A 14,421-nucleotide genomic window follows, 5' to 3' on the forward strand; every position below is an offset into this window, starting at 1 on the left:
AGCATGGTCATGTGGTCTTCTCCCGGGGAGGTCAAATCCGCAGGTGCCCTGGCTCGGTAGTTCCCAGTTGTTGGAAGCGGAGTCGAGTTGCATGCTCTCGCCAGAGTGGAGGCAGAAGCCAAGCTCAGGCGGTTCCAGGACGCCATCGCTGCGGGTGTCGACCCGATGGCGCTGGTCGAGAGCATCAACGAGGCTCAGGCGGATCGAGCTGCCGCGCAGGGAGCGCTAGCGGTCGCGGACGAGCCAGCGGGGATTACTGACGCCGAGGTCTACGCAATGATCGACTCGCTCGGCGACATCAAGGCAGCGCTCGCAGACAGTCAGCCGGGCAAACTGGCAAGGCTCTACCGGGATCTGAGGCTTGACCTGCGGTACGACAACGAAAAAGAGGCCGTCTACGCGACGACCTCTTTGCGTGTGAATAATGCGGGTGTCCGAGCGGCGAGTTGCTCACTATCCACACGGCTCAGCCTGGAACGCTGTACGTGACGTGCTCGCTGGTGACGCGTTGGTAAGGAGTCGGGCGATCGCGCGGCCCGCTGTCGTCTCTGTCAGCGCTGACGTTGACGCTTGGTTCGAAGGATCGTCAGTAGACCCCGCAGTGCTGGGGCGGCAGCTGCGAGTCGCCGTGCTTTGACACCCTTGGACGTAGCAAGCTTCCTCACCAGCGCCCTTGCGGCGATGGAGTCAGTATAGGTCGAACGCCTCGCGCATCTTGTGGAGACGACCAGCACTGACCTGCGGGTCCACACCGACCTGGCCACGTACCGGCGATGGCCGGCTCCGGTCGCTCGCTTGCGGTTCGAGACCTACGACCTCTACAACCGGCCGATTCACCTCCGCCAGCCGAGGCACTCGTTGGTCTGGGTCTGCCTGGCGCGGTCGGCTGGCGGGGCCGTCGAAGGCCGACCGTCCAACGCAGGTCCGGCGAGATGCGGAACATCCTGCGGACGCGCCTACAACCGAATCAGCTGATCGCGCGGAACGACCTGCCTTCGAAGTAACACGGTGAGACGTCGGAGCGACCAACACACTGCCCAGCCCCTGCGGCGTCGTGACAGGTCCCCGTTCGACGGCGTCGTTGCATGCTCAGGAGAACTTTGCGTGGTTCGCTCGTCTCGACTCTTGGCCGGTTCCAACGTCCTCACCCAGTGTTTCGATGGACGCTCACACCCGGGCCGGCGGTGCACACGAGCTCGGCGAGCCGAGCCCGATCCGAATCCACATAGTGTCGTCGCGGTCACTGAAAGCAAACGGTCCGCGTCGAGGAGAAGCACGTCGTCGCGGTGTGTCGGGGCGCCGGGCGGAAGGTCGGCGTGAACTGCGACGCACGCGTGCACGCTGTTCTCTCGGTCGGTTCGATTTGTGGTCGTCGCATGGGGTGGTTGTGATCGAAGTGCCAGTTCACGATGATGTGCTCGAGCGGAAGATCCTCGAGCCCGATCCGGGTCTGATCAAGAGCTTGGGGTTGCACCACACTCTTCGGTCGGCCGTCGCCGATCTTGTGGACAACAGCATCGATGCGGGCGCCGGTCGGGTCTTGATCAGGTTCGAGATCGAGGACGACGTACCGGTCGGGCTGACCGTCGTGGACAACGGGCGGGGCATGAACGGTGTCCAGGCCGACGAGGCGATGCGACTGGGGCGACAGCGCAGGTACGCAACCAATGCGCAAGGACACTTCGGAATCGGTTTGAAGGCGGCCTCGTTCGGTCATGCCGACACACTGACCGTCTGCACGTCACCGAGACGAGGTGAGTACCACGGACGCCGTCTGCGAAAGGTGGATGTTCAGCGCGACTACAGCTGCGAAGTTCTCGATCCCGCCATGATCAGTGGTGAGTTGGCAGACCATCTCGCTCTGCTCGGCGCGGCGACAGGTACGAGCGTGAGGTGGTCCGACACCCGCTTCCCGCGGGCGACCGTGATCGGGAAGAGTGACTGGCTGGACGAGTCGAAGACCCAGCTTCGCATGCATCTGGGTCTTGTCTACCACCGTCTGCTGACTTCGGGCCGTATCCGGATGGACATCGAAGTGCATGACCTGGGTCTGAGGGAGTCCGGACCGCCGGAAGCTGTGATGCCGATCGACCCGTTCGGGTTCCCAGTGGCCGCGGTGTCAGGCTATCCGAAGACGCTGTTCGCAACTTTGGGAAAAGTTCGGTTGCGGCTCGAGTGTCACATCGTGCCTCCGAAGGCGAGCGGCCCGGAGTTCCGCCTCTACGGGCGGGACGGATCGGAGTACCAGGGCTTTTTCATCTATCGCAACGATCGTCTTCTGCAAAGCGGCGGCTGGAACAGTATCCTCACCTCCGACGGTGATCGGGCGCTGGCGCGAGTGGTGCTCGACGACTTCGAGTCGCTCCAGAACTTCGTGCGGATGAACCCGGAGAAGAGCGGGATCAGCTTCACCCACGAGTTGGAGGCCGCAATCATCGGAGCCACGACCATATCGGGACGTAACGGCGGAATTTCGTTCAAGGACTACATAGAGCGGGCCGAGTCCGTGTTGGTCGAGTCCAGGCGCCGTGTCCGGAAGCGCAGCCCGGTTGTCGAACCAACCAAGGGACTGCACGAGGACGTCCGTCGGGTGATCCGGGCGGAGGTTCCCATCCGCAGGGATGAAGACCCGGTGGAGATCCGCTGGCGACGCATGCCCAGCGACAAGTTTCTGGAACTCGAGCGCGAGGCCCGCGTCATCTACCTGAACCAGCGTTACCGCGCCATGCTCACCGGTGGCAGGACCGGTCTGAGCGACGCCCCATTGCTGAAGACACTGGTGTACCTGCTCACCCAGAACCACTTCACTGGCCAGTACTGGGGGTCTAAGCACAGAGACCTGCTCGACATGTGGGACGTCATCCTCGGCGCGGCTGTGCGCACCGAATATGCCTACCGCAACGACGAGGCCAACCCATGATCCCGTCCTTGGACAACAAGCACCTGTCCCGCTCGGCGCTGGAGGAGTACCTGGCGCTGTCGGGTCCGGCCACCATCGTCGTGCCGGGCAATCCCACGTGCCGCATCGTCATCGATGCGCCCCGGCGACTGATGGCACTGCGTACCCCGCACCGCGGCAATGAGCTGGATCTCGCGGACTTCGTGCACGTCGACGCTCGCCTGATCTTCGTGGACGGTGCCACCTGGTGCGAGGTGTCGATCGACTACCGCAATCACGCACACGAGGCGTACCTGTTGCTCTGCGACATCGTCGACATGGTGCAGCAGAACGGGATGACTCTGGCCGCGGCAGTGCTCTTGGCGTTGAGCACCTTCGAGGATCTTCTCGCCCGGGCAGCCGGTCTCACTGCGGAGCGTCGGACAGGGCTGTACGGCGAGCTGCTGTTTCTCGAAGCCTGCATACGTTCGGTACCCGCGGCCAAGGCGATTGCCAGTTGGAAGGGCTTCGCGGCGCACGAGCACGACTTCGTGTTCCCGCGCGCGGGCTTCGAGATCAAGACGACGAGAACTGAGAAGCGTCGCCACCGCATCGGCAGTCTGGAACAACTGCAGCCATTGCCTACTGTGCCGTTGTGGCTGGTCTCGGTCCAACTCACCGAGGCCGCACCCGGTGGCGGGCGTTCGCTGCCCGAACTCGTCGACGACGTACGCGCGGCGGTTGGCTCGACGCGGCGAGACCTGGACACTGCGCTCGCCCGGGCGGGATGGCGCGAACGTGACCGCTCCCTCTACCGCGACACACTGACCCTGCGCACCGTGCCTGCGGCGTACCCCGTAGACGAGTCCTTTCCGATGTTGACCCGCGGAATTGTGAGCAGGAGCTGCGTGCGGCCGGAGCTGATCATCGACGCGAGTTACACGATCGACGTCACATCGCTGCCGAGCGCGCGACCGCCCGCTCCGGCCGACCGGTTCATCGAAGAGAGCTGCTGACCATGCCACCACTGTTCGAACACTGGGAACAGGAGCTTGTCGCCGCAGTGGCAGCGCTGCGCTCGCTCCGCCCGGCAGACCTGTTGAAGCGGGTCAACATCGACCGTGACGGCGATGACAAGGTGACGGCCGACGATCTGTCGAAGCTACTCGAGGCCCATAATCAGCAGGACAATCACGCCGTACGCCAGCTCGCGTTGGCGCTGGCCGAGTGGGACTTCGCCGAGGATCCTGCATGGGACGACCGCGACCAGCCGACTTCTCCTCGCACGGCGGAACGCCGAGCTCGGGTCTATTCGTTGCTTCGGTTGACTCCCGAGGTCTCGGCGCGGCTGGATGCCATCGCGCCGGTCGCGACCATGCGCACCACGGTGATCAGCACCCGGTGGGAGCCCTGGTACACCGAGGAACGCCGAGAGGCCTCAGCGTTTTACTGGCCTCACTACAAGGACTACCTGCTCCATCACCGAGGCTGGCCTGCAGAATCGGTCGCCGCGCTTGACTTGGCCACCACCGACGTCGTGCAACGCATCTCCGACCCCACATCGGACAACAGCTATCGGTCCAAGGGGCTCGTGGTCGGCTATGTACAGAGCGGGAAGACTGCAAACTTCACCGGCGTGATCGCGAAGGCGATTGATGCGGGCTACCGCCTAGTCATCGTCATGACCGGCACCATCGAGCTGCTACGCTCGCAAACCCAGCGCAGGCTGGACCGCGAACTGGTCGGCGTGCAGAACCTCACCCGCGGTCTTGACGAGGAGGCCGCTGAGGAGTTTGACTACGCCGCCGACAAGGACTGGCTCGACAAGGCATTCATCGACCATGGCGATGACTTCCTCGCACGAGGCTATCCCGGAATCGAGCGGATGACCCTTCTGCACGACGACTACAAGAGGCTCAAGCAGGGCCTGAGCAGGATGCAGTTCCACCTCCGGGACAGGTCGAAGCCTTTCTACGACCCCGAGAACCTGATGCCCGCCGACGCGCGCCTCGTCGTGGTCAAGAAGAACAGCGCTGTCTTGAAGAAGCTCGCTCAGGACCTCAAACCGCTCAAGGACAAGCTCGCCGAGATCCCAGTCCTGATTGTCGACGACGAGTCCGATCTCGCCTCCATCAACACCAAGAACCCGATGAAGACCCGAGAGCGCACCGCGATCAACAAGGCGATCTCGGACTTGCTGGGGCATCTTCGCCGCGGCCAGCTCGTGATGTACACAGCGACGCCGTTCGCGAACTTCTTCGTCGACCCCGACGATCACGAGGACATCTTTCCCAAGAACTTCATACTTGCCCTCGACAGACCGCCCGGCTATATGGGTGTGGAAGACTTCCACGACGTCGACTGGGACAGCGAGGACGACAAGAACGATCCAGGCAAATCGAACGAACGCGCATTTGTCCGCCCTGTCGGGCCGCCACCGGACCCCGACAAGCCGGACGAGCTGAAGAAGCGCGCCGCGGAGATGCAAACGGCGCTCGACTCGTTCGTCCTGGCCGGCGCGCTCAAGGTATTCCGAGAGCAGGAAGCAAGTCTTGACTACCGACATCACACTATGCTGGTTCACGAGGCCACCGACACTCACGTGCATCGTGAGCAGGCGGAACTCGTGCGGGAAGTGTGGAGCAAGAGCGGCTACGGCACCCCACGAGCGCTGAGCCGACTCCGGTCGCTGTGGGAATCGGACTACCGTCCGGTGTGCGCGGCCCGCGCCGACGGTCTTCCGGTTCCAGCGACCTTCGACCAGCTCAAGCAGCCCATGGGGGAAGCCTGTCGCAGAATCAGAGAGGTCGGCGACCCCGTCCTGGTCGTGAACAGCGATCAGGACGTTCAGCGCAACCAGCAGATTCTCGACTTCGACCGTAACCGGGTGTGGCGGATTCTCGTGGGCGGCGCGAAACTCAGTCGAGGGTTCACTGTCGAGGGATTGACCATCTCGTTCTACACGCGCAAGGCGCTGCAAGGTGACACGCTCATGCAGGCTGGGCGGTGGTTTGGCTTCCGGAGCGGGTACCGGGACCTAGTGCGTCTGTTCATCCGACGTGACCCTGACGACAATCCTCGGCGTGTCGACCTGTACGAGGCCTTCGAGGGGCTCATGCGGGACGAGGTCGCGCTGCGGCACCGACTTCAGGACTACGAAGGTTTCCATGAGGACGGTTCACCGATCCTCGAACCCTGGCAGGTCCCGCCGATCGTCAGCCAGCACCTGCCATACCTCAGACCGACCGGGCGGACCAAGATGTTCAACGCCGTCGTCGATACCCTTGGTGACGCTGGCAAACTCAAGGACTTCTATGGCATTCCGCCGCGGAAAGACGCAGAAGCAAAGGCGGCCAACCTCAACCTTGCGGTGCCGATCCTGGCTCGGGCCTGCGAACCGCGGACGTTCAAGGGCAGAAGCAAACCGGAAGATCCGATTCGTGACTTCCATGCGCTCGTTGGCGTCGTGAAGGCCGAGGAATATCTCGAACTTCTGAGAGCCCTTCAGTGGCATCCCGACTACAGGACCGTCTTCGATCCGACATTGCGCTTCTATGAGAACCTCGTAGCGAAGGGGGGTCTCGAGGATGTCGTCGTCATTCGACCGCACCTGGGCAAGACGGTCGCGACCCGCAAGTTGCCGGGTCTTGGGGATGCCCAGATCGTCACTCGCAGCAGACGAAACCTGCCTCGACTCGACTTCGCAGGTAGCGACTCCAAGCATCGCGACGCCGCCGAACGGATTGCCGGGGCATCGACGAAGACCCCCGACCCGCACGCCGATGCGCTACGCGATCCGGCAGGTCGACGTGGCTCGATGCTGGTCTACCTTGCGGCAGACCCAGCGGACGCCGGCGACATGAAATGCCAAGCGGCCAACCTATCCCCCAACCCGGTCCCGGGTGACCTGGCAGTCCTGATATCGCTGGTCGCCCCGGCCACAGCCACCCCCACCGGGCGGTCGGTGATCGAGTGGAAGGTGCGACGGTCCACGCAGAGGGGCTCGGCGACAATTGACCAGCAGTAAGCGACTGCTGCGTGCGTTCCTCGACTTTACGTTGTTGTGTGGGGGGAGAGTGCGGGCAAAGAGGCACGCGCTAGCCGCTCGACCTGACCGACGAGGTCCTGTGGCGGCGCGCCGAGGTCCAGCGCATATGTCGTAATCGTGATCGGCGAATTGAGAACGTTGTGCGACTTCGCATTGGCCTTATCCCCCGCGTACACGAGCCAGGCGCGGTCAACGCGGAGCGCTATACAATATGTAAGCACCTGATAGAGGTCAGTATTGGGGTAACGCCCGGATGTGCTTTCGAGCTTGTATTTCGCGTCTACGATGACGCGAGGCATGTCGTCAACGAGATGCACGACATCGACGTTCATTGACACTGCCCCATCGGTATCGAGCTTGGCCGGGTATTGGCGTTCAGTTCGACCAGGAATGGATCTCCATGCCTCGGTCAGGGCGGTGGTGACGAAGTCTTCAAAAACCTTCTCCATGTTGACGATAAAAGAGGCTATCGACAGGCCGTTCTCTCCGACCTCGAACGAGCCTGCGTTCAGTACGAGTTCCGCAATTCGTAGTGCAGCGTGATAGGGTGCGTTGAGTCGGTGTGGACGCCAGCGCGGTAACGAGGCCGCGCGCGCCAAAGGCGAGACGCCAGTCAATCGGTTGAGCAGATGCTGTAGGCGATTCCGGATTGATCCGTTGACGCGGGGAACCGTGAGCATTCGGATGATGGCGGCCCGCAGAAGACGGTTCTCTGCAATGTCGACAGTGAACATGTCGTGTGTGATCTCCACCGGTGTCAGGCGACCGGGTCGCTTGGAGATTTGGTCGCCGACTCGAATTCGTCCTCGGATTACAGTACTTGTCGCGTGTTCGGTGGTGTACCCGTGCAGCACGCCACGCCTTAGAGCGCGTTCGGCATTTCGGCACAATGTCTCGGCGACGATCGACCATAATCCGGCCGCCTCGACGCCCTCGACATCTTCCGGAAGAAAGCCGGGGTTGATTGCGTATCCGACCATGAAAAGTAGACGTGGGATACTGACCTTCGGAGTTACTACGATATCAAGGCCGTATGCATGAACAGCGCCCACCCGTTTGGCTTTGGGTGCGAGTGCGAATGTTCTGCCGTTCGGCCGAACCTCTACCAACCCGGACTTACTCAGGTAGTCCGCCTGACTGGGAGTGAGTGACACGACAGTGCCTGTGCGGGCATTCTCCTGGAGGACGATCACCGAAGGCCACGAATCGCGTCGAGGCCGAAAGTCTCATGTATCTGTTCACGGGACAGACGTTCGTAGAAGTGCTCCTCGAGCAAGGGCAAGATCGAGTGCTCCCAAACGAGGTTCAGTCCACGATCCGCGTCAGGTTTCATAAGATACGAGGGGCCGATCTTAAATTCGTGATCAGCACCGATTGCCTGGTTGAGTCTAGCGAGCAGGGCGGCTCGATCGTCGTCCTTGCCGTTTGCTTCCGCCCAACGCGAAAGGACATCGCGCACCGGCGGATGGTCGGGGTGAAGTTCAACGAACGCGAACCGACGCCGCATGGCTGCATCCACTAAGGCGATCGAACGATCGGCGGTATTCATCGTGCCGATCAAGAATACGTTCGGTGGCAGCTTGAATCGCTCGCCGGGTGAATATTGGAGATCGATCACCTCGTCGCGGTATTCTAGTAGGAAGTACAGCTCCCCGAAGACTGCTGGCAGGTTTGCGCGATTGATCTCGTCGATGATAAGCACGTGTGGCCGACCCTTGTCTGCATCGGCATCACTTGCCAGTCGACGCAGCGGTCCGTGCACTAGTTCGAAGGCTGCGTTCTCTCCTTTGAGACGTGGCCGGAAACCCTCGAAGAAATCCTCGTAGGTGTAAGAGGGGTGGAACTGTACTAAGCGGATCGCGTCGTGGTCGGAGACCCACCTTGCAAGCTCCCTTGCAAGGTGGGTCTTTCCGGTGCCGGGCGGCCCGTATAGTACGACTTGCTTACGGTCCTGCAAGAGGGAGATAACTTTCTGCAGCCAGGCCAGGTCGAAATGCAGATTATTGGCGAGGTCTTCTGAGGCGTCTCGCAAATTCACGCCGCTAGCGGGCTGGGCACAGGGTAGTGCTAAGTCCGCGGCAAGTCGAGCAGCGTCATTAGCGCCGTAGCCGGGGACTCGTAATCTGAGCCGGATTTGCTTCGTGTTGTTGCCACCTGAAGATCCGGCGATCTGCCCCTGCGCGCGGCCCAGCTTTTTGCGAAACTGCTCGATGTCTGCCAGGTCCGTGAGTGCAACTGGCGCGTCAAGGATGGTGCGTTCTGCTTCAGGTAGGTTCCTGACCCTACTGGAGTCGACAACGCCGCTTTCCAACACGGCCTCGCGATCTCGAAGCCGGCTGAGCAGCAGCTCAAGTGCGTGGTTGTATTGCGGATTAATACCTTGCGGATACCTGCTTGACCTGCCGCTTGCGCTCCTCATCACCAACGCAAGCCCGTTGCCGTCCTGCTCAATCTCGAACGCCGCGTTGAGCACGACGCCCGTATCGTCTACCGCCTGCACGTGACCATCGTATGGCAGTGCTGTGGCTCGCCGCGAAGTACGGCTCTTATGTCCAAACGACGATAAGATCGCGGGCCCTCGGGCGTCGAGCATCAACGGGGTGTCCCTAGGGATTGCCCCCCCACGTGTCCGAGGAGCGAGTTTCGCACAATTCACCCGTCGAGTCCTCGCTGACCAGCCGTCACAACCGTCACGCCGCAATGACGGCTGCGTGTGCGCGTTAACCAGGGGAAACGTTGTTTGTGACGGCCGTGACGGGTTCGCTCGCGCCCGTCCAAGCCGTCACAAGACGGCCTTCCGGGGCCGGTTTGAGACACGCCGTGTCGGCGTCACGCGTCGTTCTCGTCCGGGGAACCCTCACACCCGACCGCGCCAGTCTTGAGGCTGTTGGGACGCAAGCCCGCTCACCCGAAGATCTGGCGGGCGGCGAGGACACGGGACAAGTCAGTCGTCATGACCGGGCACGGTCACGTCGCGATAGTACGGGGTCGGGAGGCAGGCCACTGTGATGCCGGCGTGTGCGACGAGTAGCTGTTCGCGGACCGATGCGGCGAGGACGAGCTGGCCGGTCCGATTCAACTGCCGCACATAGGCGTGCTGCGGCGGACGGGTTGATGGCGCCCTCGAATCGATGAGGCGTGTTGGCAGGATGGGTCGGGCGCGATCACGATCAGCAGATCGGGCCCGGATCGAATCGGAAGGTGCGGCTCCGCCAAGATCGACACTCTGTGTCACGAATCACTACTTTCCGCTCTCATGACGACGACACGCGCTGACCGGAAGTGTGCGGAGGTATTCTGAGGCGCACGCGACGGCTAAGCTAGTGCATACAGGAAGAACTAGAGGCGGTGCGTATTGGCCGAGGTGGACCAGGAGTTGCTGGCAAGCGTGTTCGAGGAGCGCGCAGAATATCTTTCAAAAACCGAGCTCAGTGCATGGACCATTATCACGGCGCGTGACCGTGAAATAATCGCCAAGCTTACCGGCCCTGGGGCGAAACTGCTGATAGGCCCCCGCGGTTGCGGGAAATCTACTCTGCTGCGCCATTCCTACTTCCAAATCAATGAAAAGAAAAAAGATCTGGCTGTCTATGTAAACTACAGCAGGTCGCTAGCCCTAGAACCCATGTTCCACAAGACCGCGAATGCGCTACAACTATTTCGCCAATGGGTTCTCGTTAAGATCGCGGTCGGCGTCGGTAACACTATACTTGAAGAAGGATTAGAGCTTCCGCCAACGCTTGTGCCCATCTATCAAAAAGGACGCGATTTTATTCGCGAACTAGAGGCGGGGCTTCAAGTGCAGCTCTCCGGCGACTATCTAACTCCGTCGACTCTGCTAAGTCTGCTAGAATCGTGGGCAGCTAGACTTGATCGCAAGAGGCTAATTCTTCTTCTGGATGATGCGGCGCATGCTTTCTCGCCGGAGCAGCAGCGCGAGTTCTTTGAAGTATTCCGGGAGCTGCGTTCAAGGATTGTTTCCGCTAAGGCGGCGGTTTATCCAGGGATAACTAGCTACTCGCCATACTTCCATGTCGGCCACGAGGCGGAAGTTGTTCAGGCCTGGTATAAGCCCGAGGATGAAGACTATCTATACACGATGCGCGAGATTGCCGATCGACGTTTGCCGAATCGTCACAAGAGAGCGCTTCGAGGCCGCGAAGACCTGGTGGATTACGTAGCTCTGGCATGCTTTGGGATTCCGCGCGGGTTCTTGGTCATGCTCTCGCAGCTACTCGGCATTGAAGAGGGTGAACCAAGCGCCACGCCGACACGACTCTCAGCTGAAAGAGCCGTCAGTGATCACGCTGACTCTGTCAAGAACGTTTTTACGAGCCTAGCTTCGAAGCTCTCGAGGTATTCGCGTTTCGTCGAAGTCGGCAACGAGCTGGCACTGGCGATGACTCAGTCTCTTCAGGCCTTCAATGTAAATAAAGGCATTGCAAGAAAGGCGGTGACCGTCGCCTTTCCTGTTCCGATCGGCCCAGAGGTCAATCGCATGCTTCAAATGCTGGAGTATGCGGGGATAGTTAGAGACGCAGGGTCAGTCTCTCGTGGCGAGAAGGGTGTCTTTAATAGATACATCCTTCACTACGGGTTTGTAATAACTGGTAACGCTTTGAGTCTAGGCAAGAGTTTCTCTCTTGTTGATGTCGTCGCCGCGCTGACGCAGCGGAACGCTCATGCGTTTGTCAGAGTGCAAGCAAAGAATCTGCTGGGCCTTGATTATGCGAATCGTTGCACGCTTGACCTTGCGCCGTGTGAGAATTGTGGGGCACCTCGCCCGTCCGAAGATGCGCTGTTCTGCATGCGATGTGGGCAACCACTCAAGACCGCTTCCGTTTATGACGAGCTAATAAAGGCGCCAATCGACAGGCTTCCGTTGACGAAGAATAAGATTCAAGGACTAAAGAAGTACACGGGTATCCGAACCGTAAATGATGTCCTGCTGGACGAAGACTACACTCAAATACGATCAGTGCCGTCTGTGGGACCGATCTGGTCCGCCCGAATCCGTCGCTATGCGGAAGAGTTTGTAAGTGTCTAGTAAAAAACCATCTACCTGGACGGAGATCAGCGGGCCACCCAGTGCTATATCCAGTGGACCGGCGCCGAGGTGTACAACAATAGCCGACGTTCTCAGCCCTATTGACTCATACTATGAGACGCAAGCTCACATCTTGACTCTAGGTCAGCCTTCAGCTCTCGCTGCAAGTGATATGCTGGGAAAGCTACTCGTAATGGGCCTTGTTGCCGGAGTTGAATCTTACATAAGATCGATACTTTTAGGCATTACCATAACCTGCCCACTGAGTCGTGAGCTAGTGGCGGATCAGATGATTGCGGTGGGCTCCATTGATTACTATGGGGTTAAACACGTTAACCTTGCACTATTTGAAGGTGCTAGCTTCGCAGGCGACACCGAGATAATCAAAAAAACAAAGCAGCTAACAGGAGTAACATGGGCACCGCTTAGCTCGGTAGACGTGGCGCTAAAGGCATTCGATCGAATCTGCCACATGCGCCATGCGGCTATCCATGCCCAAGGTGCTTTAAATCGAGGTAATGCGCGAGCTCTCGGAGTTAGTGCATCAAATGGGCAAAAGCTGAATATTGTGATAGAATTAGCGGAGCTACATCATGTGGCAAGAGTTTGCATAGACTTTGTCCGCGCCTACAATCTCGAAATTTACCGAGGCATTGTTCAGAAATGGTTGAGTGCCAAAGTTTTGTCTGGCGTGTGGAAAAATGACAAAGCCTTCTATAAATCTCTGTTTGACCTTTTCTACTCGAAGCATGATGGGACAGGGCCGGACACCGCATATCGTAGTTATAGATTACTGTTGCCCAGCTTAGCTGCACGCTTAGCTCATAATTAAGATGTGGCTGTGCGGGATATTGAGAAAACGTAAAAGTGGCACCGGAAAGCGTTACCGGATCGGACGCGCGTTTTCGTAACCGGCGCACAGCGGGCGTCGAAATAGTCGTCGCTGCCTGGAACGGCGAGCGCTGGGACCATCACGTGGTGCATCTCGCGTGGATAGCTATCGGGTTGATTGTGAACGACCAGGACGGGGGCCCATGTTGTGGCGCTACCGGTTTGCGACGAAGCAGTGGGGCTATGAACTGTTGGATGGGATGGTCGAGGCTGGCGACGATTATGCCGGGACGGCTGTGCGGGAAGCTGTTGAGGAGTCCGGTTGGCGGCCGATCGGTGATGCGGAGCATCTGGTGAGTTTCGAGCAATTGCCGGGCCAGGTTACGGCGCCGGTGAATGCGTACCTTTGGCGCAAGGTCGAGCACATTGGCGAGCCCACTGATGCGGAAGTGGTCGGTCGGGTGGAGTGGGCGCCGTTGTCGCGGTGAATCGATTTGTACAGCAGGAGAAGTTGCTCGGAGCGGGCGTGTTGGTGCCCCTGCTCTATTACCTCAACTCACGGCCGGAGTAATCGATCTAGATGAGAGTTGCTCAGCTCGCGATACCGGGGGTCACGGTCCAACTCCAGCTCGGCCAGGTGGCCCATGAGCCAGTCGCGGGTTTGTCGGCGAGGCAGGGCATCGCGGGCGATGCGTTCGAGCTGATTTTCGTAGAAGGCGACGTCATCATCGTTCTCGAGGAACAGGCTGGTTGTGGGCTGTTGGTGATGAATGAGCGGACGGTGCTGGTCGTGTCGATACAGGGCGAAACCTGCATGGAGGCTGGCCAGGGCGAGGTGATTGGGTAACAGGTGGATGTGGTGATGAGGTAGCGACGACGTGATCAGCAGGTGCAGTATCTGCTCGTGTTTGACGACGGGTTCTTCAAGGCGTGCGAGCAGCGTGGTTTCGTGCAGGTAGAAGGTGAAGGGCCCAGGTGTCCGGAGGGATGCTGCTTGGCTGGCCAGTCGCGTGCGCACTGCCGTATCGAGAGCGGGACCGTCCGCATGCCCGTTCCTGGCGAGAGCTTCGCGGATATACGGCTCGATCTGCAGTTGCCGTGGGATTTCGACGGTGGCGTAGGCCGTGACGGACTGGCTGCCGCTGTCGAGCACTTTGATGAGTGGAAGGTCGTCGGGGAAGCCTATGGGGTGGCTTCTGACCTGGTAGCCGTCGTCGGGGAGACGGTCTAGGGCTACCAGATCGTCGAGTTCGCGGGGGGGGGTTGCTTTCGCTCGGGCGAGGTAGATGGCGATGTCGCCCGCTTGGTAGTTGCGGAGGCCGCTTTCCAGGCGCGAGATGGTGGAGGCGGGCCAGCCGAGCATGGGATCCCGTGCCCTTCCGCTCGGCGGCCGGAGCAGAACCGGCATCGGCTCGCCGACGGATGGCAGGGCAGCACGACGCGATCGATTCTGGAGAATCCGCGCTACACCGGGTACGCCATCTTCGGCCGATGGGCCAAGCACGAGACGCTCCTGAATCCTGACGACGTCGGTGCCGGTCATGTGGTCCGGTTCCGGCGCGCGGCACCTGACCGCATCGTGCGCTCACGGCAGCCGGCACATCCGAAGATCGTTTC

Annotated in this window: 9 protein-coding genes and 2 pseudogenes; 8 read left to right on the forward strand and 3 right to left on the reverse strand. The window is 60.3% G+C overall.

The features are described from left to right. The first annotated feature begins 105 nt into the window (after positions 1 to 105). The 4 genes from DMC61_RS21500 to DMC61_RS21515 all read left to right on the forward strand — a co-directional run bounded on the left by DMC61_RS21500 (position 106) and on the right by DMC61_RS21515 (position 6,905). The gene (locus DMC61_RS21500) at positions 106 to 489 is read left to right on the forward strand and encodes a hypothetical protein (protein ID WP_199750055.1); all 384 of its coding nucleotides are present in this window, start codon (positions 106 to 108) and stop codon (positions 487 to 489) included. An 898-nt stretch (positions 490 to 1,387) separates the two neighbouring features. Further along, positions 1,388 to 2,920, forward strand: a complete 1,533-nt coding sequence (locus tag DMC61_RS21505) for an ATP-binding protein (RefSeq protein WP_158634122.1) — start codon at positions 1,388 to 1,390, stop codon at positions 2,918 to 2,920. 8 nt (positions 2,921 to 2,928) lie between these two features. Then, entirely contained in the window at positions 2,929 to 3,894 is a 966-nt protein-coding gene (locus DMC61_RS21510) for a PD-(D/E)XK motif protein (RefSeq protein ID WP_158634123.1), read from the forward strand. 2 nt (positions 3,895 to 3,896) lie between these two features. Further along, the gene (locus tag DMC61_RS21515; protein WP_125690817.1) at positions 3,897 to 6,905 is read left to right on the forward strand and encodes a Z1 domain-containing protein; all 3,009 of its coding nucleotides are present in this window, start codon (positions 3,897 to 3,899) and stop codon (positions 6,903 to 6,905) included. A gap of 26 nt (positions 6,906 to 6,931) precedes the next feature. Here DMC61_RS21515 and DMC61_RS21520 read toward each other — a convergent pair whose 3' ends face one another. Continuing rightward, positions 6,932 to 8,119: an McrC family protein gene (locus DMC61_RS21520; RefSeq protein WP_370456420.1), complete on the reverse strand. Its 1,188-nt coding sequence runs from the start codon at positions 8,117 to 8,119 to the stop codon at positions 6,932 to 6,934. After that, positions 8,116 to 9,426, reverse strand: a complete 1,311-nt coding sequence (locus DMC61_RS21525) for an McrB family protein (protein ID WP_199750056.1) — start codon at positions 9,424 to 9,426, stop codon at positions 8,116 to 8,118. Before DMC61_RS21525 ends, DMC61_RS21520 begins: the two co-directional genes overlap by 4 nt. Before the next feature lie 855 nt (positions 9,427 to 10,281). Between DMC61_RS21525 and DMC61_RS21530 the strand changes: the two genes are divergently transcribed. The 3 genes and pseudogenes from DMC61_RS21530 to DMC61_RS21540 form a co-directional block, all read left to right on the forward strand. Then, positions 10,282 to 11,973, forward strand: a complete 1,692-nt coding sequence (locus DMC61_RS21530) for a zinc ribbon domain-containing protein (protein WP_125690819.1) — start codon at positions 10,282 to 10,284, stop codon at positions 11,971 to 11,973. A gap of 193 nt (positions 11,974 to 12,166) precedes the next feature. Continuing rightward, positions 12,167 to 12,805, forward strand: coding sequence for a hypothetical protein (locus DMC61_RS21535; RefSeq protein ID WP_125690820.1), 639 nt, complete (start codon positions 12,167 to 12,169; stop codon positions 12,803 to 12,805). A 107-nt stretch (positions 12,806 to 12,912) separates the two neighbouring features. Further along, positions 12,913 to 13,375: pseudogene (locus tag DMC61_RS21540) on the forward strand (NUDIX domain-containing protein); the annotation flags it as partial. Here DMC61_RS21540 and DMC61_RS41690 read toward each other — a convergent pair. After that, positions 13,361 to 14,212 (reverse strand): DUF5753 domain-containing protein, encoded by an 852-nt coding sequence (locus DMC61_RS41690; protein ID WP_370456421.1) that lies wholly within the window; start codon positions 14,210 to 14,212, stop codon positions 13,361 to 13,363. The pseudogene DMC61_RS21540 and the gene DMC61_RS41690 sit on opposite strands and share 15 nt — an antisense overlap. Between DMC61_RS41690 and DMC61_RS41695 the strand changes: the two are divergent. Then, a pseudogene (locus DMC61_RS41695) lies at positions 14,108 to 14,404 on the forward strand (recombinase family protein); the annotation flags it as partial. The gene DMC61_RS41690 and the pseudogene DMC61_RS41695 sit on opposite strands and share 105 nt — an antisense overlap. Positions 14,405 to 14,421: the final 17 nt, after the last annotated feature.

It is taken from the genome of Amycolatopsis sp. WAC 04169, assembly GCF_003947535.1.
GTDB lineage: Bacteria > Actinomycetota > Actinomycetes > Mycobacteriales > Pseudonocardiaceae > Amycolatopsis > Amycolatopsis keratiniphila.